Source organism: Pseudomonas pisciculturae, assembly GCF_015461805.1.
Classification (GTDB): Bacteria; Pseudomonadota; Gammaproteobacteria; order Pseudomonadales; family Pseudomonadaceae; genus Aquipseudomonas; species Aquipseudomonas pisciculturae.
Genome location: NZ_JACVZE010000011.1, coordinates 1 through 24716 on the forward strand (window position 1 = coordinate 1; position 24716 = coordinate 24716).

General features: G+C 60.8%; 21 protein-coding genes. 9 read left to right on the forward strand and 12 right to left on the reverse strand.

Translation table 11 applies throughout. The annotated features are described in order from the left end of the window. The first annotated feature begins 298 nt into the window (after positions 1-298). The 6 genes from ICY20_RS25160 to ICY20_RS25185 all read left to right on the forward strand — a co-directional run bounded on the left by ICY20_RS25160 (position 299) and on the right by ICY20_RS25185 (position 5950). The gene (locus ICY20_RS25160) at positions 299-1114 is read left to right on the forward strand and encodes an NAD-dependent epimerase/dehydratase family protein (RefSeq protein ID WP_194938898.1); all 816 of its coding nucleotides are present in this window, start codon (positions 299-301) and stop codon (positions 1112-1114) included. A 2-nt stretch (positions 1115-1116) separates the two neighbouring features. Continuing rightward, positions 1117-1992 carry an SMP-30/gluconolactonase/LRE family protein gene (locus ICY20_RS25165; RefSeq protein ID WP_194938899.1) on the forward strand — a complete coding sequence of 292 codons (876 nt, stop codon included), beginning with the start codon at positions 1117-1119 and terminating at the stop codon, positions 1990-1992. Positions 1993-2043: 51 nt separating this feature from the next. Continuing rightward, the gene (locus tag ICY20_RS25170) at positions 2044-3006 is read left to right on the forward strand and encodes a TRAP transporter substrate-binding protein (RefSeq protein WP_194938900.1); all 963 of its coding nucleotides are present in this window, start codon (positions 2044-2046) and stop codon (positions 3004-3006) included. A 75-nt stretch (positions 3007-3081) separates the two neighbouring features. After that, complete coding sequence (locus ICY20_RS25175) at positions 3082-3609, forward strand: TRAP transporter small permease (RefSeq protein ID WP_159963360.1); 528 nt, start codon at positions 3082-3084, stop codon at positions 3607-3609. A gap of 1 nt (position 3610) precedes the next feature. Further along, a complete protein-coding gene (locus ICY20_RS25180; protein ID WP_078743481.1) occupies positions 3611-4891 on the forward strand; it encodes a TRAP transporter large permease in 1281 nt (426 codons plus the stop codon). A 162-nt stretch (positions 4892-5053) separates the two neighbouring features. Further along, positions 5054-5950, forward strand: a complete 897-nt coding sequence (locus ICY20_RS25185) for an aldose 1-epimerase (protein ID WP_194938901.1) — start codon at positions 5054-5056, stop codon at positions 5948-5950. Between the two features lie 73 nt (positions 5951-6023). Here ICY20_RS25185 and ICY20_RS25190 read toward each other — a convergent pair whose 3' ends face one another. The 12 genes from ICY20_RS25190 to pedF all read right to left on the reverse strand — a co-directional run bounded on the left by ICY20_RS25190 (position 6024) and on the right by pedF (position 20178). After that, positions 6024-7169 carry an HlyD family secretion protein gene (locus ICY20_RS25190; protein WP_194938902.1) on the reverse strand — a complete coding sequence of 382 codons (1146 nt, stop codon included), beginning with the start codon at positions 7167-7169 and terminating at the stop codon, positions 6024-6026. Further along, positions 7166-8812 carry an MFS transporter gene (locus tag ICY20_RS25195; protein ID WP_159963444.1) on the reverse strand — a complete coding sequence of 549 codons (1647 nt, stop codon included), beginning with the start codon at positions 8810-8812 and terminating at the stop codon, positions 7166-7168. Before ICY20_RS25195 ends, ICY20_RS25190 begins: the two co-directional genes overlap by 4 nt. Positions 8813-9040: 228 nt before the next feature. Then, a complete protein-coding gene (locus ICY20_RS25200) occupies positions 9041-10504 on the reverse strand; it encodes a DASS family sodium-coupled anion symporter (protein ID WP_159962189.1) in 1464 nt (487 codons plus the stop codon). A 197-nt stretch (positions 10505-10701) separates the two neighbouring features. After that, positions 10702-12030 (reverse strand): ATP-binding response regulator, encoded by a 1329-nt coding sequence (locus ICY20_RS25205; RefSeq protein ID WP_159962190.1) that lies wholly within the window; start codon positions 12028-12030, stop codon positions 10702-10704. Then, positions 12014-13177: an alcohol dehydrogenase-like regulatory protein ErcA gene (gene ercA / locus ICY20_RS25210; RefSeq protein WP_194938903.1), complete on the reverse strand. Its 1164-nt coding sequence runs from the start codon at positions 13175-13177 to the stop codon at positions 12014-12016. The genes ICY20_RS25205 and ercA overlap by 17 nt, the downstream gene beginning before the upstream one ends. A 128-nt stretch (positions 13178-13305) precedes the next feature. Further along, on the reverse strand, positions 13306-13377 hold the full coding sequence (gene pqqA / locus ICY20_RS25215; protein ID WP_010209364.1) for a pyrroloquinoline quinone precursor peptide PqqA: 72 nt from the start codon (positions 13375-13377) through the stop codon (positions 13306-13308). Between the two features lie 244 nt (positions 13378-13621). Continuing rightward, a complete protein-coding gene (gene exaC / locus ICY20_RS25220) occupies positions 13622-15142 on the reverse strand; it encodes an acetaldehyde dehydrogenase ExaC (RefSeq protein WP_159962192.1) in 1521 nt (506 codons plus the stop codon). A gap of 121 nt (positions 15143-15263) precedes the next feature. Continuing rightward, a complete protein-coding gene (locus ICY20_RS25225; RefSeq protein ID WP_194938904.1) occupies positions 15264-17039 on the reverse strand; it encodes a PQQ-dependent methanol/ethanol family dehydrogenase in 1776 nt (591 codons plus the stop codon). 106 nt (positions 17040-17145) lie between these two features. Then, complete coding sequence (locus tag ICY20_RS25230; RefSeq protein ID WP_194938905.1) at positions 17146-18075, reverse strand: quinoprotein relay system zinc metallohydrolase 1; 930 nt, start codon at positions 18073-18075, stop codon at positions 17146-17148. Positions 18076-18091: 16 nt separating this feature from the next. Beyond that, positions 18092-18841 (reverse strand): quinoprotein dehydrogenase-associated SoxYZ-like carrier, encoded by a 750-nt coding sequence (locus tag ICY20_RS25235; protein ID WP_194938906.1) that lies wholly within the window; start codon positions 18839-18841, stop codon positions 18092-18094. Then, on the reverse strand, positions 18838-19713 hold the full coding sequence (locus ICY20_RS25240) for a substrate-binding periplasmic protein (RefSeq protein WP_194938907.1): 876 nt from the start codon (positions 19711-19713) through the stop codon (positions 18838-18840). The genes ICY20_RS25235 and ICY20_RS25240 overlap by 4 nt, the downstream gene beginning before the upstream one ends. A 3-nt stretch (positions 19714-19716) precedes the next feature. Continuing rightward, positions 19717-20178 (reverse strand): cytochrome c-550 PedF, encoded by a 462-nt coding sequence (pedF, locus tag ICY20_RS25245; protein WP_159962197.1) that lies wholly within the window; start codon positions 20176-20178, stop codon positions 19717-19719. Positions 20179-20435: 257 nt separating this feature from the next. Between pedF and exaA the strand changes: the two genes are divergently transcribed. The 3 genes from exaA (at position 20436) to ICY20_RS25260 (ending at position 24677) form a co-directional block, all read left to right on the forward strand. Then, complete coding sequence (gene exaA, locus ICY20_RS25250) at positions 20436-22331, forward strand: quinoprotein ethanol dehydrogenase (protein ID WP_159962198.1); 1896 nt, start codon at positions 20436-20438, stop codon at positions 22329-22331. Positions 22332-22491: 160 nt separating this feature from the next. Beyond that, the gene (locus tag ICY20_RS25255; RefSeq protein WP_159962199.1) at positions 22492-23130 is read left to right on the forward strand and encodes a pentapeptide repeat-containing protein; all 639 of its coding nucleotides are present in this window, start codon (positions 22492-22494) and stop codon (positions 23128-23130) included. Between the two features lie 944 nt (positions 23131-24074). Continuing rightward, on the forward strand, positions 24075-24677 hold the full coding sequence (locus ICY20_RS25260; protein WP_194938908.1) for an ATP-dependent Clp protease proteolytic subunit: 603 nt from the start codon (positions 24075-24077) through the stop codon (positions 24675-24677). The last annotated feature ends 39 nt before the right edge of the window (positions 24678-24716 follow it).

Genomic DNA, 24716 nt, shown 5'->3' on the forward strand with positions numbered 1-24716 from the left:
TACTTATCGCGTTACAACACCGTTCGGCCGCATAGCTACAACGGCTACCGATCACCAGTCGCTCACGAGCGACTGGTGGGATAAACCGTAAATGGTGTCCAAGATTACTTGACCAGATCAGCTTGCCCCCGATGAGGGAGTGTCAGTTCATACATCTGCATCTGACACACCGCAATCGGGGGCAAGCCCCCTCCCACAGTTGATCTCATTTGTCTGGAGGGGCGTTGACAACCTGGGGAATCAATATCAATACTTCGGCATAGTCATACGACAACCTACAACAAAAATTGGAATCTCAATGACCACCACCACCCCTGCTCCCTTCAACCGCCTACTCCTCACCGGTGCCGCCGGCGGGCTGGGCAAAGTCCTGCGTGAGCGCCTGCGCCCCTACGCCCAGGTGCTGCGTCTTTCCGACATCGCCAACATGGCACCGGCCCAGGCCCACGAAGAAGTCCAACCCTGCGACCTCGCCGACAAACAAGCTGTGCACCACTTGGTGGAAGGCGTCGACGCCATCCTGCACTTTGGCGGTGTGTCGGTAGAGCGCTCCTTCGAAGAAGTGCTGGGCGCCAATATCAGCGGTATTTTCCATATCTACGAAGCCGCCCGCCGCCATGGCGTCAAACGGGTGATCTTCGCCAGCTCCAACCACGTGATCGGCTTCTATAAACAGGGCGAGCAACTCGACGCCCACTCCCCGCGCCGCCCCGACAGCTACTACGGTTTGTCCAAGTCCTACGGCGAAGACATGGCCAGCTTCTACTTCGACCGCTACGGCATCGAGACCGTGAGCATTCGCATCGGCTCCTCGTTCCCCGAACCACACAACCGCCGAATGATGCACACCTGGCTGAGCTTCGACGACCTCACCCAACTGCTGGAACGCGCGCTGTACACCCCCAATGTCGGCCACACCGTGGTCTACGGTATGTCGGACAACCTCGACACCTGGTGGGACAACCGCTACGCCGCGCATCTGGGTTTTTCCCCCAAAGACACTTCCGAAGTCTTCCGCGCCCAGGTAGAAACCCAGCCGCCAGTGGCTGCCGATGACCCGGCCAAGGTCTACCAGGGCGGTGCGTTCTGCGCCGCCGGCCCGTTCGGGGACTGACCATGGACGCTGAACTGATCGTCGACGCCCGCAATGCCGTGGGCGAATGCCCGGTGTGGGTGCCTGAGGAAAACGCCCTGTACTGGGTGGATATCCCCAACGGCGGCCTGCAACGCTGGAGCGCTACCAGCGGCCATGTTGCCGCCTGGACTGCCCCGCACATGCTCGCCTGTATCGCCCGCACCGATGCGGGCAACTGGGTCGCGGGCATGGAAACCGGGTTTTTCCAACTCACTCCGCACAACGACGGCAGCCTCGACACCACGCTTCTGGCCGGCATCGAGCACCCACGCGACGACATGCGCTTGAACGATGGCCGCTGTGATCGCCAAGGCCGTTTCTGGGCCGGCAGCATGGTGCTGAACATGGGCTTGAACGCGGCCGAGGGCACCCTTTACCGCTATGCATCCGGCACCGCGCCCCATGCCGAACTGGGCGGTTTCATTACCCTGAACGGCCTGGCCTTCAGCCCCGATGGCCGCACGATGTACGCCTCGGACTCCCACCCCCTGGTGCAGAAAATCTGGGCCTTCGACTACGACATCGACAGCGGCACGCCGTCCAACCGCCGCGTATTTGCAGACATGAACAACTACTTGGGTCGCCCCGACGGCGCAGCGGTAGACGCCGAAGGCTGCTACTGGATCTGCGCCAACGACGCAGGCCTCATCCACCGTTTCACCCCCGAGGGGCGCCTCGACCGCTCCCTCAGCGTTCCCGTGAAAAAGCCCACCATGTGCGCCTTTGGCGGCAGTCGGCTGGACACCCTGTTCGTCACCTCCATTCGTGATGACCACAGTGACCAGTCGCTCTCCGGCGGCGTATTCGCCCTCAACCCCGGCGTCCAAGGACTGCCCGAACCCCGCTTTACCGTCTAGCTGCATCGCTGTGCCTTGAATACAAAAATAACAAGACAGGAGACGCACCCCATGGACTTCAAACGCACCTTGCTCGCCGCTGCATTCATCACCCTCAGCAGCGCAGCCCATGCGCTGGAAATCAAATTCGCCGACATCCACCCCGCCGGCTACCCCACCGTTGTTGCCGAAGAAAACATGGGCAAAGCCCTGACCAAAGAGAGCAATGGCGAACTGACCTTCAAGTATTTCCCGGGCGGCGTGCTGGGGTCGGAGAAAGAGGTGGTCGAACAGGCCCAGGTCGGCGCCGTCCAGATGACCCGCGTCAGCCTCGGCATCGTCGGCCCGGTAGTACCGGACGTGAACGTGTTCAACCTGCCGTTTGTGTTCCGCGATCAGGCGCACATGCGCAAGGTCATCGACGGCGAAATCGGCGACGAGATTCTCGCCAAGATCACCGACTCCGAGTTCGGTCTGGTGGCCCTGGCCTGGATGGACGGCGGCACGCGCAACCTCTACACCAAAAAACCGGTACGCAAGATCGAAGACCTCAAGGGCATGAAGATTCGTGTGCAGGGCAACCCGCTGTTCATCGAAGCCTTCAATGAAATGGGCGCCAACGGCATTGCCATGGACACCGGCGAGATCTTCAGCGCCTTGCAGACCGGGGTCATCGACGGCGCTGAAAACAACCCGCCGACCCTGCTGGAACACAACCATTTCCAGAACGCCAAGTACTACACCCTCACCGAGCATTTGATTTTGCCCGAGCCCATCGTGATGTCGAAAATCACCTGGAACAAACTCACCCCTGCGCAGCAAGTCATGGTGAAAAACGCCGCCAAGGCCGCCCAGGCTGACGAGCGTGTGCTGTGGGATGCCAAGTCCGCCAGCAGCGAAGCCAAGTTGAAAGCTGCGGGTGTGGAGTTCATCACCGTCGACAAAAAACCCTTCTATGACGCCACCGCGCCGGTTCGCGCCAAATACGGTGCGGCGTACGCCGACATCATCCAGCGCATCGACGCCGTTCAGTAACGCCCTCCTTCCCTAGCAAGGCCCGGCGCGGTCGGCTGTTCTTGTAGAGCGCCGCGCCCGGTTACGGTGAACGCCATGAAGAATTTAGTGCTGCGCATCAACGACCGCATTTACATGACCTGCATCTGGGTCGCCGGCCTCTCGGTATTGGGAGTCGCGCTGATCATCCCCTGGGGCATCTTCGCCCGCTACATCCTCGGCACCGGCTCCAGCTGGCCGGAACCCACCGCTATTTTGCTGATGCTGGTGTTCACCTTTATCGGCGCCGCCGCCAGCTACCGCGCCGGTGCGCATATGTCGGTGGCAATGATCACCGACCGGTTGCCCCCCCAACAACGGCGCATCGTCGGGGTTTTCTCCCAACTGTTGATGGCGACCATCTGCCTATTCATGACCATCTGGGGCAGCAAATTGTGCCTGTCCACCTGGAACCAGTTCATGAGCGCCATCCCCACCCTGCGCGTCGGCATTACTTATATGCCGATCCCGATTGGCGGGCTGTTGACCCTGGTATTCGTGCTGGAAAAACTCTTGCTCGGCGACCAAAGCCAACGCCGCGTGGTGCGTTTCGACCTGGTTGAAGAAAGCGAAGGGGCTGCCTGATATGGACGCATTGATTCTGTTGGGCAGCTTTATCGCCTTGATCCTTATTGGCATGCCGGTGGCCTACGCCCTGGGCTTGTCGGCGCTGATTGGCGCGTGGTGGATCGACATTCCGTTCCAGGCCCTGATGATTCAGGTGGCCGGCGGGGTGAACAAGTTTTCGCTGATGGCGATACCGTTCTTTGTATTGGCCGGGGCAATCATGGCCGAGGGCGGCATGTCGCGGCGGTTGGTGGCGTTTGCCGGGGTGCTGGTGGGTTTTGTGCGCGGCGGGCTGTCGCTGGTCAACATCATGGCCTCGACGTTCTTTGGCGCAATCTCTGGCTCCTCGGTGGCCGACACGGCCTCGGTGGGCTCGGTGCTGATCCCGGAAATGGAACGACGCGGCTACCCACGGGAATTCGCCACGGCGGTGACCATCAGTGGCTCGGTACAGGCGCTGCTGACCCCGCCCAGCCATAACTCGGTGCTCTACTCCCTGGCAGCCGGCGGCACTGTGTCCATCGCCTCGCTGTTCATGGCCGGCGTGGTGCCGGGCTTGCTGATGAGCGCGTGCCTGATGGTGCTGTGCCTGATCTTCGCGAAAAAGCGCGACTACCCCAAGGGCGAAGTCATTCCCCTCAAGCAGGCGCTGAAAATCTGCGCCGACGCGCTCTGGGGCCTGATGGCCATGGTGATCATCCTCGGCGGCATCCTGTCGGGCATCTTCACGGCTACCGAGTCTGCTGCGATTGCGGTGCTGTGGGCGTTCTTTGTGACCATGTTCATCTACCGCGACTACAAATGGAGTGAGCTGCCCAAGCTGATGCACCGCACGGTGCGCACCATTTCCATCGTGATGATCCTGATCGCTTTTGCCGCCAGCTTTGGCTACATCATGACCTTGATGCAGATCCCGGCGAAGATCACCACGATGTTCCTGACGCTGTCAGACAACCGCTACGTGATTCTGATGTGCATCAACGCCATGTTGCTGCTGCTGGGCACGGTGATGGACATGGCGCCGCTGATCTTGATCCTGACGCCGATTTTGTTGCCGGTGGTGCTGGGTATCGGCGTCGACCCGGTGCACTTTGGCATGATCATGCTGGTGAACCTGGGGATCGGGTTGATTACCCCGCCTGTGGGCGCGGTGCTGTTCGTGGGCGCGGCGGTGGGCAAGGTGAGTATCGAGAAGACCGTGAAGGCGTTGCTGCCGTTTTATGGGGTGCTGTTTCTGGTGTTGATGGCGGTGACTTATATTCCGGCATTGTCGCTGTGGCTACCGGGTGTGGTCCTGTAAACCCACTTCATCCGGCAAATGTAGATCCACTGTGGGAGGGGGCTTGCTCCCGATTGCGGTGTGTCAGTGAAGTATGTATTGACTGACACACTGCAATCGGGAGCAAGCCCCCTCCCACATTTTGATCTTCTGTGTTTGTTCTAATTCATATGGCGGGACACCATGCCTTCAGACCTCATTGAACTGCGCGATCACCTCACCCACCTAACCCTCGCCCCCGCCGTGGGTGGCAGCATCGCCAACTGGCACGTCCTCGCCACCGGCCAACCGCTGTTGCGCCATAACGATGAACACGCCCAGCTCCCCGGGAAACTGGGGTGCTATCCGCTGGCCCCCTGGTCCAACCGGATCGGCGAAGGCGGTTTCGACAACCCCGACGGCTGGCTGGCGTTGGCGCCTAATAGCCTGACCGATCCATTGCCGATCCACGGCTCGGCCTGGCAACAGGCATGGCACGTGGTCAGCCAATCGGCGAATGAAGTGGTGCTTGAGGTGGTGTGTGATACCCCGTTTTCCTATCGTGCCGAGCAACGATTCAGGTTGGATAACGGTGAGCTGAGCATCACCTTGCGGGTTACCCATCTGGCAGAAAAGCCCGCCTGGCATGGGTTGGGTTTGCACCCCTATTTCCCACGTACAGCCGGCACCCGCTTACAAGCCAAGGCGTCTGAGGTGTGGCTGAGCGATGCGTCCAAGCTGCCCACCGGCAGGGTGCCTGTGCCGGATGAGTGGAATTTCGAGCAGCTCAAACCGTTGCCGGAAGGCTTGGTGGACAATGGGTTTTGCCAGTGGGATGGGCACTGTCTGATCGAACAACCGGAGTTGGGATACACGCTGGAATGCCAGGCCAGCGGCGCGGATTACTTCCTGTTGTTCTGCCCGCCGGGGTTGGGGTTCTTTTGTGTTGAGCCGGTGAGTCATCCGGTGAATGCGCATCATCTTCCAGCAAGACCGGGGTTGAGATTGCTGGAGCAGGGCCAGTCAGCCCACCTCGAATTTACTTTGAAATACCTTCCAAATGTGGGAGCTGGCTTGCCTGCGATAGCGGTACATCAGTAAAAGATGCATCAACTGACACATAGCTATCGCAGGCAAGCCAGCTCCCACATTTTTGATCACTGTTGTGTCAGTGTCAGGGCGGGCTGTTTTTAAGGCGCCCTGCGGTATCAATACTCACCACCACCGACAACCCCGGCCGCAAACGCTCGCTCTCGGCCTGATCCGGGTCCACCGTAATCCGCACCGGCACCCGCTGGGCAATTTTCACAAAGTTGCCCGTGGCGTTGTCCGCCTGCAACAAGCTGAACTCCGACCCGGTGGCCGGCGAAATATGCTGCACCGTGCCGTGAAACTTGCGGTGGTTCAGCGCATCCACAGTGAACGTCACCGGCTGCCCCACCTGCACGTTATCCATCTGGGTTTCCTTCATATTGGCGATCACCCAAAGCTGCGGCGGCACCAGTGCCATCAACTGCGCGCCGGAGTTGACGTAGGCCCCCAGGCGCACACCAATCTGCCCCAACTGGCCGTCGCGGGGCGCGGTGATGCGGGTGTTGGAGAGGTCAATACGCGCCAGTTCCACCGCCGCATCGGCACTCGCCACCGCCGCTTCCAGGGAGCCACGGTTGACGATCACCGTTTGCAAATCCTGACGGGCGATTTCCAGGCTGGCCTGGGCCTGAGCTACCGCAGCGATAGTCTGCGCATTCGCCGCCCGGGTCACGTCCAGCTCGCGCTTGGACACCGACCCATCGCTGATCAGCTCTTCGTTGCGGCGTAAGTCGGCCAGGCTTTTACGCGCCTGGGCCTGGCTGTCCGCCAATGCCGCCTGACGCAGCTTGATGGTGGCTTCGGCACTGTTGCGCTGTTGCACCACATTGGCCAATGACGCCTTCTGCACAGCCAGTTGCGCCAGGGCTTGGTCCAGGCGCTGCTTGTAGATACGGTCATCAAGGCGCACCAACAGGTCGCCGGCCTTCACGTATTGGAAGTCCTGCACCGGCACTTCAAACACGTAGCCCGCCAGTTGCGGCCCGATGATCGTGACCTGCCCGCGAACCAACGCGTTTTCAGTGGTTTCTACCGCACTGCTGAAGGGCGGCAGTTGCCAGGCATACAGCACGATCAGCACACCGACGATGGCGATCGCGGCAAAGCCCAGGGACGAGATAATCCGCACCCGCAAGGGCCGCAGCTCGGTTGGCACGGCGCCCGGCGGAGTGCTGCCTTCGGGGGTGGAGGCGATGGCGGTGGTGGTGGTGGTTGAAGGTTCGGTCATTGAGGTGCGCCGCTGGGTTGAACGGGAGTGGCTGCTGCTTTGGTGGTGCTCATCAGCCACAGACTGCGGATAAAGATCCAGATCATGGTCAGCATCGCGATGATCGCGATCAGCATGAATACATCGTTGTAGGCCATGACATTCGCCTCACGGGTGGCCGCCGTGGCCAGGCTGCGAATGCCCATCAAGTTGCGCAGCTCGGGGTCGGCGATAACGCCACCGTAGGCCGAGCCGCCACTGCTCACCCGCGCCGCCACACGCGGGTCGAGCAAGGTCAGGTGTTCGACGATCATGCTGGAATGAAACTTCTCCCGCACGATCTGGAACGTGCCCAGAAGCGCGGCGCCAATCAGGCCGCCGAGGTTCTGGCAGATGCCGAACATCACCGAAAAACTCACCAGGTTGCGTGGGTTGGCCAGCACGTTCTTGGTGCCCAACACCATGGTCGGCCCCAGGAAGAACGTACCGCCGAAGCCTAGCAGGAACTGGCTGATGTACAGGTTTTCAGGCCGGGTCAGGTTGCTGGAAAAGCTGTCCATCACCGACCCCGTGGCCATCAACGCCAGGGAAATAACCAAGGGCATCAACAGGTGCGCCGGGTTGATAGTCAAGGCACTCACCACCAACCCGGCAATCGCCCCGGCCAGCATCACCACATACAGCGTGTGCATCTGCTGGTAGCTCATATTAAGCACCTGCATGAACCCCACGGCGCCGGTGGACTGCTCCGACAGCACCATGCGAATCAGGATCACCGCCAGCGCTAGGCGAATCATCACGCCGCTGCCCAGCCAGCGAGTCATCAGCATCGGGTTGGTGCGGTTATGCTCGATGGCCAGGCCGGCCATGATCAGCACCAGGGAACAGGCCGAGGCTACGCCGATCCACGGAGCTTCGAGCCACCAGTCGATACGGCCCAGGGACAACACCGCGCACAGTAACGCAACGCCGGTGGCAAGGATCGCGAAGGTGAGAAAGTCGAGTTTTTCAAAGGTCTTGAAGCGGTCGCCCGGCGGCAACTTGAGCAGGAACACGCAGCCCAGGCAGATCAGTGCCATCCCCAGTTCAAACAGGTACAAGCCTCGCCATTCGGCAATTTGCAGCAAATCTTCTGAGAACAACCGCGCCAGCGGCAACGCCAACTGCGCCGTGCCCAAGCCCAACACCAGCGCCTTCAAACGCCACTTTGCCGGGAATGCCTGGATCATGTAGTACAAACCCAACGAACTCAGCGCCGCGCCCACCATGCCGTGGGCCGCCCGCACCGCAATGGCCGAGCTGAGGTCGTTGACGAACAAATGCCCGAAGGTCACCAGCGCATACAGCACCAGGAACACCTCGGTGAACGCCCGCAGGCCGAACTGTTGGCGAAACTTCACCAGCAGCAGGTTCATGCACACGTTGGTCATCACGTAGGCGGCTGGCAGCCAGGCCATTTCGGCAGTGGTCGCGCCGAGTGCGCCTTGCAGGTATTGCAGGTTGGCGATCACCAGCGCATTGCCCAGGCCGCCGGTGATTGCCACCAACACGCCGACCATCGCAAACAGCCAGCGCTTGTACGTGGGGTGCAAAGGCGTCGACGGCGAACCGGGCAGGTTCGGGCGCTCGTGGGGTTCCCAGGTGCGGGGGGTGTATTTGTTCATTCGATGACTCAGGTAAACCAGTACTCAGAGACAGTAAACCTGAGCGGAGTTCATCTTGCCATCGTGGGGGTACAAATGATTTCTCTGCTGGACACAGTCCAAATGCGGGAGGGGGCTTGCCCCCGATGGCAGTGGGTCAGTCAGAATATTTGTTACTGACCCACCGCTATCGGGGGCAAGCCCCCTCCCACATGGGATCTCCTTTGTATTCAGACGACTCATTCCAGGTCAGATCCAGCCGAGCCAGCTCCAGTAGGTGGCGGCAAACACCAGCATCAGCCCATAGCCAATCAGCGTCACCAGAATCCCCACCTTGGCAAACTGCCGCGCCGTGAACGTCCCGGTCCCCAAACACACCATATTTTGTGGCGCATTGATCGGCAGGATAAACCCGTAGCTCATCACAAACCCCAGCAACATCGTCATGCCCAAGCGGCTGAACTCTCCCGGCAAGGTCTGCAACACCGCGATCAAAATCGGCAATAACGCCGAGGTCAACGCCGTGGCGCTGGCAAACCCCAGGTGAATCAGGATCAGGAACGCGCCCAAAATCGCAAACACGCCCAACGGCCCGACCTGATCCAACCCGGTGTGCGCCACCACGGCAGAACCCAGCCATTGCCCGGCCTGAGTGGTCAGCAGCGCCGTGCCCAAACTGATCCCCACCCCAAACACAATCACCGTGCCCCACGGAATGCGCGACTGCACATCCTTCCAGGTCATCACACCGATACCCGGCATCAACAGGATCACCAAGCCTGCGTAGGTGGTCGAGGTGGTATCGAAGTTGTGCAAGCGCCCTTCTGTTGCCCACGCCAGCAGCAGCAACACCGACACGGTCAGCAAGCGTTTCTGCGGCCCGGTCATGGGGCCTATGTCCACCAGCGACTGGGCCACCGCCTCTTTACCGCCAGGAATGCTGTCGGTCTCTGGTGGCAGCAGCTTGAGCACCAAAAACAACAATACCGCCGACATGATCAGCGCCCACGGCGCCCCCGCGATCAGCCAGTCGATCCACGACACGCGCTGGCCGAGCATCTTGTCCATAAAGCCGACGGTCAGCAGGTTTTGCGCGGCGGCGGTCTGGATGCCGACGTTCCAGATGCTGGTGCCCTGGGCCACCACAATCATGATCCCTGCGGCGATGTTGGAGCGTTTGTCCACGCCAAACGCGGCAATCACCCCCATCATGATCGGCACCACACAGGCACTGCGCGCCGTGGCGCTGGGCACCACCAGGCTGAGCAGGATGGTTACCGCAATCGCCCCCAGCAGAATGCGCCGGGTGCTGGTGCCGACCCGGCTCAAGGTCACCAGCGCGATACGCCGGTCCAGCCCGGTGTGGGTCATGGCCGCCGCGATAAACAACGCACCTGCAACCAGCGCCAACGCCGGGTTGGAGAACCCCGTGAGCGCCATGCTGATGGCCGGGCTGGTGCCGATCAGGTGTGTGGGGTCTTGCAGCGATGGCGCGGTGCCCAGCAAAAAAGCCATCAAGGAGGTGATCATGATCGCGCTGGCCTCATAGGAGACAGCCTCGGTGATCCATACCACCACGGCAAACGCGAGGATCGCCAGCATGCGATGCCCGGCCACCGGCAAATCGACGGGCAGCGGCAACAGCAGCACGCCGGCCATCATCAGCACGGCGATGAACAGGCCCAGGGGTAGTTTGAAGGAGGCTGCGCTCATGGGGGTGCTCCAAGGCTCTAAATCAAGCTTTGAGCATGGGGCAAAAGCGTCTGCGACGTGTTGACTAGTATCAATCGGCTTGAATGTGGGAGGGGGCTTGCTCCCGATGGCGGTGTGTCAGCTACAGATATAGTCACTGACACACTGCCATCGGGAGCAAGCCCCCTCCCACATTGGATTGGGTTTACAGGGCACGTTCAGCCGAGCAACTGGCTCAACACCGCCCGCAACTTCCCGGGCTTGACCGGTTTATTCAGCAACGGTGCTTCCAGGCGGCGCAACGCGCGGCGGCACTGGTCGGTGCGATCGGCCGTGATGATCACCGCCGGGATCTTGCAGGCAAAATGCTCGCGCAAATGCTTGATCACCTCACAGCCCACCACCCCATGGTCCAGGTGATAGTCCGCCAGAATCAGTTCCGGCGCCCTGCCCTGCAACGCGTCCATGGCGCCAGCTTCATCGGTGGCCGTGAGCACTTCGCAGCCCCACTGTTCAAGCAGGGCACTCATGCTTTCAAGGATGCTGGTTTCATTGTCGATCACCAGCAAACGCCGCCCCGGCAACGGATTGCCAGTGGTCGGCTGCACCGGCAGTTGACTGATCGGCAGCGGCATTTCGGCGCTCAGGGGCACTTCGATGCTGAACATCGAGCCCCGCCCCGGCCAGGAACGCACGGCAATCGGGTAGCCAAGGATCTCGGCGATGCGCTCCACAATCGCCAACCCCAGCCCCACGCCCTTGCGGTCCGCCGCACGGCCGACGTCCAGCTGGTTGAACTCCAGAAAGATCGCCTCCAGCCGGTCCGCCGCAATCCCGCGCCCGGTGTCCCACACTTCAAGGCGCAGGCAATCGCCCCGACGTCGCGCGCCCAACAAGACGCAACCCTCGTCGGTGTAGCGGCAGGCATTGCTCAAGAAGTTACGCAGAATCCGCGTCAACAACCGCAAATCGGTACGCACCGCATACCGTCCCATATGCACCCGCAGGTTCAACCCAGCCGCCTGGGCCACCGATTGAAACTCCGACAGCAGCGGCGCAAACACTTCATCCAGGCGGTACAGGGCCACGTCCGGCTTGACCGCCGCCTGGTCGAGCCGCGAAATATCCAGCAAATCGGTGAGCAAATCCTCGGCGCCTTCCAGCGCTTGGTGCGTACGCTCCACCAGTACCTGCTCGACCTCGGGCAATTGTCGCTCGCGCAACGTGGCGATCAACAGGCGTGCAGCGTTGAGCGGTTGCAGAAGATCATGGCTGGCGGCGGCGAGGTATTTATCCTTGCTGCGGTTGGCCGCCTCGGCGGCATCGCGGGCGGCGCGCAGGTTGAGGTTGGCTTCCAGCAATTCATCGGTGCGGGCGGCAACGCGCTGCTCCAGCTCGTCGTTGAGGCGGATATAACGCTTGCGCTCGGCCTCCAGCTCATCGAGTCGTGCGGTCAGCTCCGGGTAGTGGCTTTTGCGTGCCGACTGGTCCCCCAGCCCCAACAGGGCCGACAGCGCACGCTGCTGGTCGTCAGAGTGCTTCGCCATAGACGACCTCGACGTCACGCTGGCTCGACTCCCGAGGGTTGGTGAGGATGCACGGGTCATCCATCGCATGCTCGGACAAAAACGGAATATCCGCCACGCGCACGCCGTGCAGGCCGAGGGTCTCGTGAAAGCCGATCGCATGTTTGAGCGCGATCAAGTGGTCCACCAAGCGCCCGCAGATCTGCCGATGATTCAGGCCGCGACAGTCGATACCAAACGTCTCGGCAATCACCTGGAAGCGCTCCGGCGCCGAGTTGTAGTTGAACGCCACCACATGCTCCACCAGCACCGCGTTGCACAAGCCGTGGGGCAAGTCGAGAAAGCCGCCAAGGCTGTGGGACATCGCGTGCACCGCACCCAGGATCGCATTGGAAAACGCCAACCCGGCCTGCATGCTGCCCAGCATGATCTTCTCGCGCAGGGCAATGTCGGTGGGGTTGGCGATCATCTGCACCAGGTTGCCGTTGATCAGCCGCATGGCCTCCAACGCATGGGGGTCGGTCAGCGGGCCATGGCCGGTGGAGACAAACGCCTCAATGGCATGCACCAGCGCATCGATACCGGTACAGGCCGACAGGAACGGGTCCATGCTGGCGGTGGTTTCCGGGTCGATCAACGACACATCCGGCACCACCGCCTTGCTGACGATGGAGAATTTCATACGTTCCTGCTGGTTGGAGATGATCACGAACTGCGACACATCCGCCGACGTGCCAGCGGTGGTAGGGATCAGGATCAACGGCGGGCTGGGCACGCGAATGGTGTCCACCCCTTCGAACTCAAGGATGCTGCGCCCATGGGCCACCACGATGCCAATAGCCTTGCCGCAGTCCATGGGGCTGCCGCCGCCAATGGCCACGATCACGTCACAGTGGTTTTCGCGGTACACCTCAGCACCGGTCATGACTTCTTCAACGCGAGGGTTGGGCGAGACGGCGCTGTACAGGCAGTAGTCGATACCAATGGCTTGCAGGCTGGCTTCCACATCGGCGACCCAACCGGCGGCGATCACGCCGGGGTCGCTGACCACCAGCACCTTGCGTGCACCAAAGGTCTTCGCGTAATTGCCGACGTTGTGCCGGCAACCGGCACCAAAGATGATTTCAGGAGAAACGAATTTACGCAGGAGGCTCAGGTTTGGGCTCATCGGAAAGCCTGTTTTTATTATTTTGGAAGAATGCGCTCCACACTAACCGATCCGAGGGCGAATGCAATCAGACCAAAGGGGCATCTCCCAAACGGTCCCGGCCAGCGCGCGGCTGGCCGGGGGGTGCATCAACGGCTGGCGAAGTACATGGTCACTTCAAAGCCGATACGCAGGTCGGTAAACGCGGGTTTAGTCCACATGGGGCGTTCCTCTTGTTGTGCCGGTAGATTCCGGTTTGGTCATTAATGCATGGGGGGTGCGGGGGGGTGAATGGTACTTTCGAAGGAGTTGGCTGTATGCATTAGTCTCAGGCACACAGAGATCAAAATGTGGGAGGGGGCTTGCTCCCGATTGCAGTGTGTCAGCCAACCCATGTGTGGCTGACACACTGCAATCGGGAGCAAGCCCCCTCCCACAATGGACTGCATTTCAAGTCTGGGGGGGTTAGAAGAAACCCAGCGGATTGATGTCGTAGCTCACCAGCAAATTCTTGGTCTGCTGGTAGTGATCCAACATCATCTTGTGGTTCTCACGCCCCACACCCGACTTCTTGTACCCACCAAACGCCGCATGCGCCGGGTACAGGTGATAACAGTTGGTCCACACCCGGCCCGCCTTGATCGCCCGGCCCATGCGGTACGCACGGTTGATGTCGCGGGTCCACAAGCCAGCCCCGAGGCCGAATTCGCTGTCGTTCGCAATGGCCAGGGCTTCGGCTTCGTCCTTGAAGGTGGTCACGCCCACCACCGGGCCGAAGATTTCTTCCTGGAACACGCGCATCTTGTTGTGGCCCTTGAGCAGGGTCGGCTGGATGTAATAGCCGCTGGACAGGTCGCCCTCCAAACGCTCGGCCGCGCCGCCGGTGAGCAGCACCGCGCCCTCTTCCTGGGCGATTTTGAGGTACGAGAGGATCTTGTCGAACTGCTGTTCAGACGCCTGGGCGCCGACCATGGTCTCGGTGTCCAGCGGGTTGCCGCGCTTGATCTTGACGATCTTCTGCATCACCACCTTCATGAAGTCGTCGTAGATCGACTCCTGCACCAGCGCCCGCGACGGGCAGGTGCACACTTCGCCCTGGTTGAAAAACGCCAATACCAAGCCTTCGGCAGCCTTTTCGATGAACTGCGGCTCGGCCTGCATGATGTCTTCGAAGAAGATGTTCGGCGACTTGCCGCCCAGCTCCACGGTGGACGGAATGATGTTTTCGGCAGCGGCATGCATGATGTGCGCGCCTACCGGGGTGGAGCCGGTAAAGGCGATCTTGGCGATGCGCTTGCTGGTGGCCAAGGCCTCCCCCGCTTCGCGACCAAAGCCTTGCACGATGTTGAGCACGCCCGGCGGCAGCAGATCATTGATCAGCTCGGCAAACACCATGATCGACAGCGGCGTCTGCTCAGCCGGCTTGAGCACGATGCAGTTACCGGCCGCCAATGCAGGCGCGAGTTTCCAGGCGGCCATCAGCAGCGGAAAGTTCCACGGGATAATCTGCCCGACCACGCCCAGCGGCTCATGGAAGTGATAGGCGGCGGTCAGTTCGTTGATTTCGGCGGCGCCGCCTTCCTGGGCGCGGATGCAACCGGCGAAATAACGGAAGTGGTCAGCCGCCAGGGGCACGTCGGCGTTAAGGGTTTCGCGCACGGCCTTGCCGTTGTCCCAGGTCTCGGCCACGGCCAGTACTTCAAGGTTCTGCTCGATGCGGTCGGCGATTTTCAGCAGCACCAGGGAACGGTCCTGGGCGCTGGTTTTGCCCCAGGCATCGGCAGCAGCATGGGCAGCGTCGAGGGCTTTTTCGATATCGGCGGCGCTGGAACGCGGGAACTCGGCGATGACTTCGCCGGTGACCGGCGAGGTGTTGGTGAAGTAGTTGCCATCGACGGGCGCGACAAATTCACCGCCGATGTAATTGCCATAGCGCGCCTTGAAGCTGACGACGGCGCCAGGGGTGCCGGGTTGTGCGTAGATCATGGTGAGGCCTCTGTCGGGGTCCGGGCCTGTCGGTCAACAGGCGATGACCCGATAGTAAAGAGCCCCCGCTGCCGGGCGAATGCGCCGTTGGCAGGGGGGTTGTTGTCATTTGGTCGTAGAACTAGTGCTTGGCCACCAGCTCCTTGGGCAACTTGAAGGTCCAAAGCATGCCGCCCTGGTTGAAGTCCTTCACGCGCTTGGCCACTTCACCGCCCCACAGCGGCACCGCGCCGCCCCAGCCGGAGACCACCGAGACGTACTGCTCGCCGTCCATGTCCCAGGTCACCGGCGAGCCGAGCACGCCGGAGCCGGTCTGGAACTCCCAGACCTTCTCGCCGGTCTTGGCGTTGAACGCTTGCAGGAAACCTTCCGGCGTCCCGGTGAACACCAGGTTGCCCTTGGTGGTCAGCACCCCGCCCCACAGCGGCGCGAAGTTTTTGTGGCGCCACACTTCCTTGCCGGTTTTCGGGTCGATGGCGCGCAGCACGCCGATGTAGTCCTCGTTCAACGGTTTGATGGTGAAGCCCGCGCCGAGGAATGCCGCGCCTTTTTTATAGGCGATGCCTTCGTTCCAGATGTCCATGCCCCATTCGTTGGACGGCACGTAGAACAGCCCAGTGTCGCGGTTGTAGGCCATCGGCATCCAGTTCTTTGCACCGAGGAACGCGGGTGCGACGAAAACCGACGTGCCCTTGGTTTCACTGCCCGGCGCGCCGGGGCGGCTGGCCTCGTTGTAGATCGGCCGACCGTTCTTATCCAGGCCGGTGGCCCAGGTGATTTTGTCCACGAACGGGAAACCGCGGATGAACTTGCCGTTGGTGCGGTCCAGCACGTAGAAGAACCCGTTGCGGTCGGCGGTGGCTGCCGCTTTGATTTCCTTGCCGCCTTCGGTGTAGTTGAACGAGATCAGCTCGTTCACGCCGTCAAAGTCCCAGCCATCGTGGGGGGTGCTCTGGAAGTGCCATTTGATGGTGCCGTCGTCCGGGTTCAGCGCCAGGCGCGAGGAGGAATAGAGGTTGTCGCCAGGGCGCAGGTGGGAGTTCCACGGTGCCGGGTTGCCGGTGCCGAACAGCAGCAGGTTGGTTTCCGGGTCGTAGTAGCCGCCCAGCCACGGCGCGGCGCCGCCGGTTTTCCACAAATCGCCCGGCCAGGTCTTGCCTGCTTCGCCGCCGGAGATGCCGTTTTCCACCGCCTTGCCGTCTTTATAGACATAGCCCATATGGCCTTCGACAGTCGGACGACTCCACAGCAGGTCGCCGTTTTTCGGGTCGTAGGCTTCGATCTTGCCCACCACGCCGAACTCGCCGCCGGCCACGCCGGTGATCAGCTTGCCGTTGATCACCAGGGGCGCGGCGCTGATGGAGTAGCCTTCCTTGTGGTCGGCGACCTTCTTGCTCCACACCACTTTGCCGGTGTCTTTGTTCAGGGCCACGAGTTTGGCGTCGAGGGTGCCGAAGAACACCAGGTCGCCGTACAACGCCACGCCACGGTTGATCACGTCACAGCACGGGCGGATGTCATCGGGCAGGCGCGCGTCGTATTGCCAGAGTTTCTTGCCGGTGCGCGCATCCACTGCGAACACCCGCGAGTAGGAACCGGTGAGGTACATCACCCCGTCCTTGACCATCGGTTGCGCCTGCTGGCCGCGCTGTTTCTCACCGCCAAACGAAAACGCCCAGATCGGGCGCAGTTCCTTGACGTTGTCCACGTTCAGCGTGTCCAGCGGGCTGTAGCGCTGGCCCTGCACACCGAGGCCGTTGGTGACGATCTGCTCGGGGTTTTTCGGGTCCTGGAGAATGTCCTGGTCGGTGACAGCGGCCAGGGCCTGGCCGGACAACAGGATGGCACCGAGCAACACACTCAAGGCGAAGGGTTGGCGACGTGCGGGTTGGGTCATGACGGCTACCTCTGCGGTTTTTGTTATACCCGGGAAATTTTCCCGGTCTGGTGCAGATTCTTGGCCGCAGGGGCGCTTGTCACAATTGACCGCAGTATCGAGTTTGCTAGTTCCTTAGTAGCGGGTGCATATGCTCGCGCTCGTAGCGCGGGTACAGGTGGCTGACACTGCGGATCAATTCATAGCGGCTCAGGCTGATCGTGGCGAAGCGTTCAGGGATGGAGCTGCGGATCATCTCGGTCATGTCATTGCCGTGGGCGGCGCCGTCGCGCAACAGTTGATCGAGCCAGGTCAGGTAGTCGCGCATTTGTTCGAAGGGTTGCGCATCGGTGGCAATCGGACCATGGCCGGGCACCACCAGGGTCCAGGGCAGGTTTTGCAAGGTGGCAATGTCGGCCAACCACGCAGCGAGTCCGGGGCTATTGGGCGTGGTCAAGGCGCGCTGGTAAAACACCAGGTCGCCAGCGAACAGCACGCCGGTGTTCTGGTCGAATATCGCCAAGTCCGCGCCGGTATGCCCGGTAAGCGCCAGCAGACGCAAATCGTGGTTGCCGAAGCTGCGCACGCCGGGTTCCAGCGTCTGTGTCGGCAGCACCACTTCGGTGCCGCGCATCCAGTCGCCGACCATGCGATAGAGGTTTTCGGCCATGCTTTCGCCCTGCTCATGCAGCAGCTTTGTGGTGTCGGCCAGGGCGCCGATGGGCACGTCCTTGAACGCTTGGTTGCCCAGGGCATGGTCGGGGTGATGATGGGTCAGCAACACCTGGATCACCGGTTTGGGGGTGACGCTGGCGATGGCCTGGCGCAGCGCTTCGCCGTAGCGTTTGGACGGCCCGGTGTCGATCACCACCACGCCCGCCTGGGTGACGATAAAGGCCACATTGACGATATTGCCGCCGTTGGCCTTGGCGAAATTGTCGGTGCTGCCTTCCAGCAGCCAGGTGTCCTCGGCGATCTTCCGGGGTTTGAGGGCGTAGTCCAGGTCGGCCACGGCGGGCAGGCTCAGGGCCAGGCAGAACAACAGTATCCAGCGCATGCCGCGCTCCTTTGGGTCAGGGGATGGCTGCGTCGAACTCGTTGCCGCTGTTGTCACGCAATACCAGACGGGTTTGCCCGGTGCCTTCGATATCAAAGGCCAGGTTGGGGTTCTCGCTGACTGCCGGGAACAGCTCCAGCTCGGCCATCACCTGGCCTTTGTCGCCCAGCAATTGCGCGTGGTTGAGGTAAAACTCAGGGATGCCGCTGACCATGCCGTTGTCCATCGGGTGCGCCACCTGCACCCGCACGCGGCTGTACTCGCCACGGGGGTAACGCCCGCCAAGCACCTCGCCGATATGCTCTTCCCAGCCCGGCTGGGTGCGCACCACGCTCGGCGCAGTACAACCGCCGCCCGCCGCATCGATCAGGGTGGAACCCACATGCCACACGCCGTCATCGGTGAGCACCGCCGCCCGCAACGGCGTGGCCTGCTCGATGCGAATGCGCAGCGACAACCACGGCAACACCCCAGCCTTGGGTTGGAAGTCGACGATTTTCGGCAACGGGTTCAATTCGGCCCAAGCGAAGATGCGCACCACACGGCCCTTGAATGCCCGTGCGTCGATCTCCAGCGGCACCTGGCGCGCATCCTCGGCGAACGGTGGCGCCAGCAGCTTGACCTGATCATCGAACACAAACGGCGCGTTATTGAGCAATTGCTTGTGATAGAACGCCCACATCACCGACGGCACTGGGTCTACCTCGGTGGCCTGCACCGTCCACGGCAACAGGCAAGCCAGCAGGCAGATCAGGCGCCCGTTCATTGGTACATCTCGGGCACTTCGTAGCGCAGGCCGTAGTGGCTGTAGATGGCTTGCAGGCTGCCGTCGCGGATCAGGCCTTCCAGCGCCTCTTCCACCGCATAGGCCAGTTGCCGATTGCTTTCGTGCACCGCCATGCCGATCTCCCAACGTTGTCGGCCCATGTTCGGGTAAGCGTTTTCCGCCAGGGCCAGTTGCGGGTCGTGGGCCTGATGCACCTGCCAATCGATTTCGCCGCGCATGGCCATCACCGCGTCGACCTGCCCGGCTTTCATCGCCGCGAAGGCCTGGGGCACGTTGGGGTAGTGGCGGGTCTTGGCGGCAAGCATGCCGTTGAACACCGAGGTGAGATAGAACGAGGGCACGCTGTCGACTTCGACGCCAATCGGGTGTTCCTGGAACACCGCCACACTGGCCACGGAGTCCAGGCGACGGCGGTCATAGGCGACCTGCCATTGTTCGTTCTGGTACGGCCCGAACATCACCACATGGCCGTTTTCCAGCTCGCCCTGGTCGTTGCGCTTTTGCGTGTATTTGTGATCGTAGGGCGCGCGCATCATCAGGTCGGCCAGTTGCTGGTTATGCAGCTGGCTGCCGCGCCAGATGTAGTCGCGCAGGTCGTCGTCGAGCTTCTCGCCGGCAGGTGCCCAGATCAGTTGCAACTGCACCCCCAGGGCCTTGGCCAGGGCCTGGGCCAGTTCCACGTCCACCCCGCGCGGGGTGCCGCCGTCTTCAAAGCTGTAGGGGGCAAAATCGTTGTACACCGCCACCTTCAACTCACCGGCGGCGATCATCTGGTCATAGCTGCGCACCTGCGCCTGTGCCGCCTGGCAGCACAGCAAGGCCAGGCTTAACACCAGGCTGATCAGGCGCATGGCTTACTCCTCGACGCGCACGGAATCCAGATACGTACGCACCGCCCACAGGGCTTCCTGGCTCAGGTAGTCGGCCATTTTTGGCATGTAGACCCGACCGTCGCGCACTGCGCCGTGGCGCACACGCTCAACGAACCACTCATCCCCGGCGTCGCCTTCATCGAGCATGCGCAGGTCAGGCGCGATGCCGCCGGACTTGGCTTCCAGCCCGTGGCACGCGGCGCAGTTCTGGTTGTACGCGGAGGAACCGATTTCAACGGCTTTGTCGTGCTCGGGGGACTTGCGATAGGGGTTGTTGGCTGCCCACCCATCGGCGTCCAGCGGCACGCCCGCGTCCTTGATCGGGGTCAGGCCCTTGGTCTCCACCGCTTGGGGCACCACGTTGCCATGGGCCCAGACGTTACTCACACCGATTGCACCCATCAGCAGGCCGGCCACCAGCAAGGCGTTGCGTTTTGTTGTCATTATTTTTGTCCTCTCAGATTGCACGCAAACCCCATGGTTCGAGGTTATGGCAACCATCTTAGGAAGCCCCGTGGCCGGGCCGTATGCTGCTTTGGTGGCCGCGCCCTCCTCCCTTGGTAGTAGGGCTTGTGGGGCAGGGCCAAATCAGATGCGGTTCGGGAAGTCTTCCCGGCAACAGCGGGAAGTTTTCCGTATCCAGCCACCGCCCCGGCGCACCACCCTGTGCAGGCCAAAACCTCCACTGGGAACTGCAAACCATGACAATAAGATCGCTCCCCTCCCGCTCCCCCCTAAGCCTTGCCGTGCAAGCCTTTTTGCTGGTGGGCAGCCTGTCCTTCAGTGCGGCAAGCTTTGCCGCCGCCGAGCCTGCTACCAAGCCAACTCGCAACGTCACCTGGGAAGACATCGCCAACGACCACCTGACCACCAAGGACGTGCTGCAATACGGCATGGGCACCAACGCCCAGCGCTGGAGCCCGTTGGCCCAGGTCAATGACAAGAACGTGTTCAAGCTCACGCCGGCCTGGTCCTATTCCTTCGGCGACGAGAAACAACGCGGCCAGGAATCCCAGGCCATCGTCAGCGACGGCGTGGTCTACGTCACCGGCTCCTACTCCCGCGTGTTCGCCCTGGATGCGAAGACCGGCAAACGCCTGTGGACCTACAACCACCGCCTGCCCGACAACATTCGCCCGTGCTGCGACGTGGTCAACCGGGGCGCGGCGATCTTCGGCGACAAGATCTACTTCGGCACCCTCGACGCACGCCTGATCGCCCTCGACAAAAACACCGGCAAAGTGGTGTGGAACAAAAAATTCGGCGACCACGCCGCCGGCTACACCATGACCGGCGCCCCGGTGCTGATCAAAGATAAAGTCAGCGGCAAAGTGCTGTTGATCCACGGCAGCTCCGGCGATGAGTTCGGCGTGGTCGGCCAGCTGTATGCCCGCGACCCGGACACCGGCGAAGAAGTGTGGATGCGCCCGTTCGTCGAAGGCCACATGGGCCGCCTCAACGGCAAGGACAGCACCCCTACCGGCGACGTCAAAGCCCCTTCGTGGCCGGATGACCCCACCACCGAAACCGGCAAGGTCGAGGCCTGGAGCCACGGCGGCGGCGCGCCTTGGCAGAGCGCAAGTTTTGATGCCGAGACCAACACCATCATCGTCGGCGCCGGCAACCCCGGCCCGTGGAACACCTGGGCGCGCACCTCCAAGGACGGCAACCCCCACGATTTCGACAGCCTCTACACCTCGGGCCAGGTCGGCGTCGACCCCAGCACCGGCGAAGTGAAGTGGTTCTATCAGCACACGCCAAACGACGCCTGGGACTTCTCCGGCAACAACGAGCTGGTGCTGTTCGACTACAAGGACAAAGACGGCAAGGTCACCAAGGCCACCGGCCACGCCGACCGCAACGGCTTCTTCTATGTAGTGGACCGCAACAACGGCAAGTTGCAAAACGCCTTCCCCTTCGTCGACAACATCACCTGGGCCAGCCACATCGACCTGAAAACCGGCCGCCCCGTGGAGAACGAAGGCCAGCGCCCGGCCAAGCCGTTGCCGGGTGAAACCAAGGGCAAGCCGGTGGAAGTGTCGCCGCCGTTCCTCGGGGGCAAGAACTGGAACCCTATGGCCTACAGCCAGGACACCGGCCTGTTCTACATCCCGGGCAACCAGTGGAAAGAGGAATACTGGACCGAAGAGGTCAACTACAAAAAAGGCTCGGCGTACCTGGGCATGGGTTTCCGCATCAAGCGTATGTATGACGACCACGTCGGCACCCTACGGGCGATGAACCCGACCACCGGCAAGGTGGTGTGGGAGCACAAGGAACACCTGCCGCTGTGGGCCGGCGTGCTGGCGACCAAGGGCAACCTGGTGTTCACCGGCACCGGCGACGGTTTCTTCAAGGCCTTCGACGCCAAAACCGGCAAGGAGCTGTGGAAGTTCCAGACCGGCAGCGGCATCGTCTCCCCGCCGATCACCTGGGAGCAGGATGGCGAGCAGTACATCGGCGTCACCGTCGGCTACGGCGGCGCGGTGCCGTTGTGGGGCGGCGACATGGCTGAGTTGACCAAGCCGGTGGCACAGGGCGGGTCGTTCTGGGTGTTCAAGATCCCGAGTTGGGATCAGAAAACCGCCCAAAAATAACCATTAGATGATGCGGGGGCTGCCGTTTGTGGCGAGGGAGCTTGCTCCCGCTGGGCTGCGAAGCGGCCCCCGCTTTTCCTCCAGCAACACTGTGCAGCCAGGTTTTGCGCCGGCTGCGCCGTCGAGCGGGAGCAAGCTCCCTCGCCACAGAGGTTTTGCGATGAACTACCTGCCTTTATTACTCCTGCTATCCCTACCCCTCGCCCATGCCGACGACGACACCCTCGTCATCAACGGCTGCACCATCACCGAACACAGCCAATGCCCCGGCGCAAACCTCAAGGGCGCCAACCTACGCAACCAGAACCTCAGCGGAATGAACCTCGCCGGCGCCGACCTGCGCGATGCCGACCTGCGCCACGCCAACCTGGACCTGGCCAACCTGGAAAAAGCCCAACTGCAAGGCGCCAACCTCACCCGCGCCAGCCTGCAACAAGCCAACCTGCGGCTAGCGGACTTCACGAATGCAAACCTGATGGCCGTACAAGGCTGGGGCCTGTTTGCCCAGGGCGCACAATTTGAAAACGCCAACCTCAGCGCTGCGTACCTGCAATTTGCGCGGCTGTCGGGGGCGAAGATGCACAAGGTCAATCTCCGTGCTGCGGACCTGGAAATGACCTGGTTGAGCAAGGCGGACCTGCAAGGGGCAGATTTGAGTGATGCAAATCTGCAAGAAGCCAAGTTCGGTGAAAGCAACCTGGAAAAGGCCACGCTGACGGGCAGCAGGCAGCATTATGCGAATTTTCAGGATGCGAATATGGAGGGGTGTAAGGATTGTCCGACGACGTGGGATCGCTGAAAACACCGCATATCCATGGTGATGACCAGACAGCCATTTGAGCATTGCGCAGGGCCTGTGGCGAGGGAGCTTGCTCCCGTGACGGCCTGGCAGTCGAGCGGGTTTTACCGGGTGTACTCGGGCCAAATGTGGGAGGGGGCTTGCTCCCGATGGCGGTTTTTCGGTGTGCATATCCGTTATTTGGGTAACGGCGGCTATGGGTTCCGCCCTTACGGCGGGTCACTTTGGAAAAGAGCCCCAAAGTAACCAAAGGGCTCTTGCCCCACCACTCGGTGTCTCGCCTAGGCTCGACATGCCCTCACTCCGGCTTGAATCCGTGGGCCGCCGCAATGGGCCATCCATGGCCCAGTGCGGCTAACCCGGCGTCCTGCCGGGTTGCCCACGGATTCAAGCCTGCGTTCGGCCAGCGTGGTTAACGGGGCGCCTAAGATCAAGATCAAAAGCCAAATCAAAAGCCAGAGCCAGAGCCAGAGCCAGAGCCAGAGCCAGAGCCAGAGCCAGAGCCAGAGCCAGAGCCAGAGCCAGCGCAGATCAAGATCTATCAGAAAATGGAGAGCAATTATGGGAAGAGCGGCGTTTGTCCTGTTACCCCGCCACCCCGTATCAATCCCCACATGCACTTACTCGACATGGGAGCTGACCTGCGACTTGCTCTTAAGTGAATAAAACGATGCTATAAGCCGAAACCATCCTAATCCAAACTAAGTGCAAGAATAGTATGAATGCCATTTCCGCCCCACAGGTAGGAAAATTCGGCAGAAGTAGGAAGCATCCTTCAAAAATATAAAACTCCTAGGAATTTTCGGAAAACATCAAAGCTCTTTGACCGACAGGGAGATTGCGATTATAAATTGACAGCACAGCACAACCCAAACAAAGAAACACAGGAGATACGTTATGCGCAATGAAAATGCAATTAACTAAGTCACTCGAGGCCATCTTCCATGACTATAAAAACAAGCTGTGAAAATAATGAACAAAGCCAATACCTTGCAGGCAATACATCCTCAAAAATAGAGGACAGCTTAATTGCTTCAAGGAAAATATTTATAACCGGCGAGATCAATCATATGCTTGCCCGCGAAGTCATAAGACAGCTTCACGCGCTTGCGTATATAAACAACGACCCCATAGTTATCTTTATAAGCTCACCGGGCGGACATGTGGAATCGGGAGACATGATTTATGACGCGATAAAATTTGTTAAGCCCAAAATTATTACAATAGGATCTGGATGGGTCGCGAGTGCTGGCGCGCTAATTTTTGTAGCTGCTGAAAAAGAAAACAGATATTCCCTGCCTAATACACGATTCCTTCTTCATCAACCCTCTGGCGGTTTCCATGGAAGAGCGGAAGACTTTGATGCTTATTCAAAAGAAATCAACTGGATGAAGGAACGCCTAAACAAAATATTTTCTGACGCTACAGGCCAACCCATCGAAACGATCGAACTCAATACCGAGCGTGACTTTTGGTTAAGCGCTCAAGAATCCGTGGAGTATGGTCTTGTTCATAAAATAGTGACTTCAGAACATGAAATCCAATAAAGCACAACAACCCCGCCCCCATCTAGTAAGTGCCCCAAT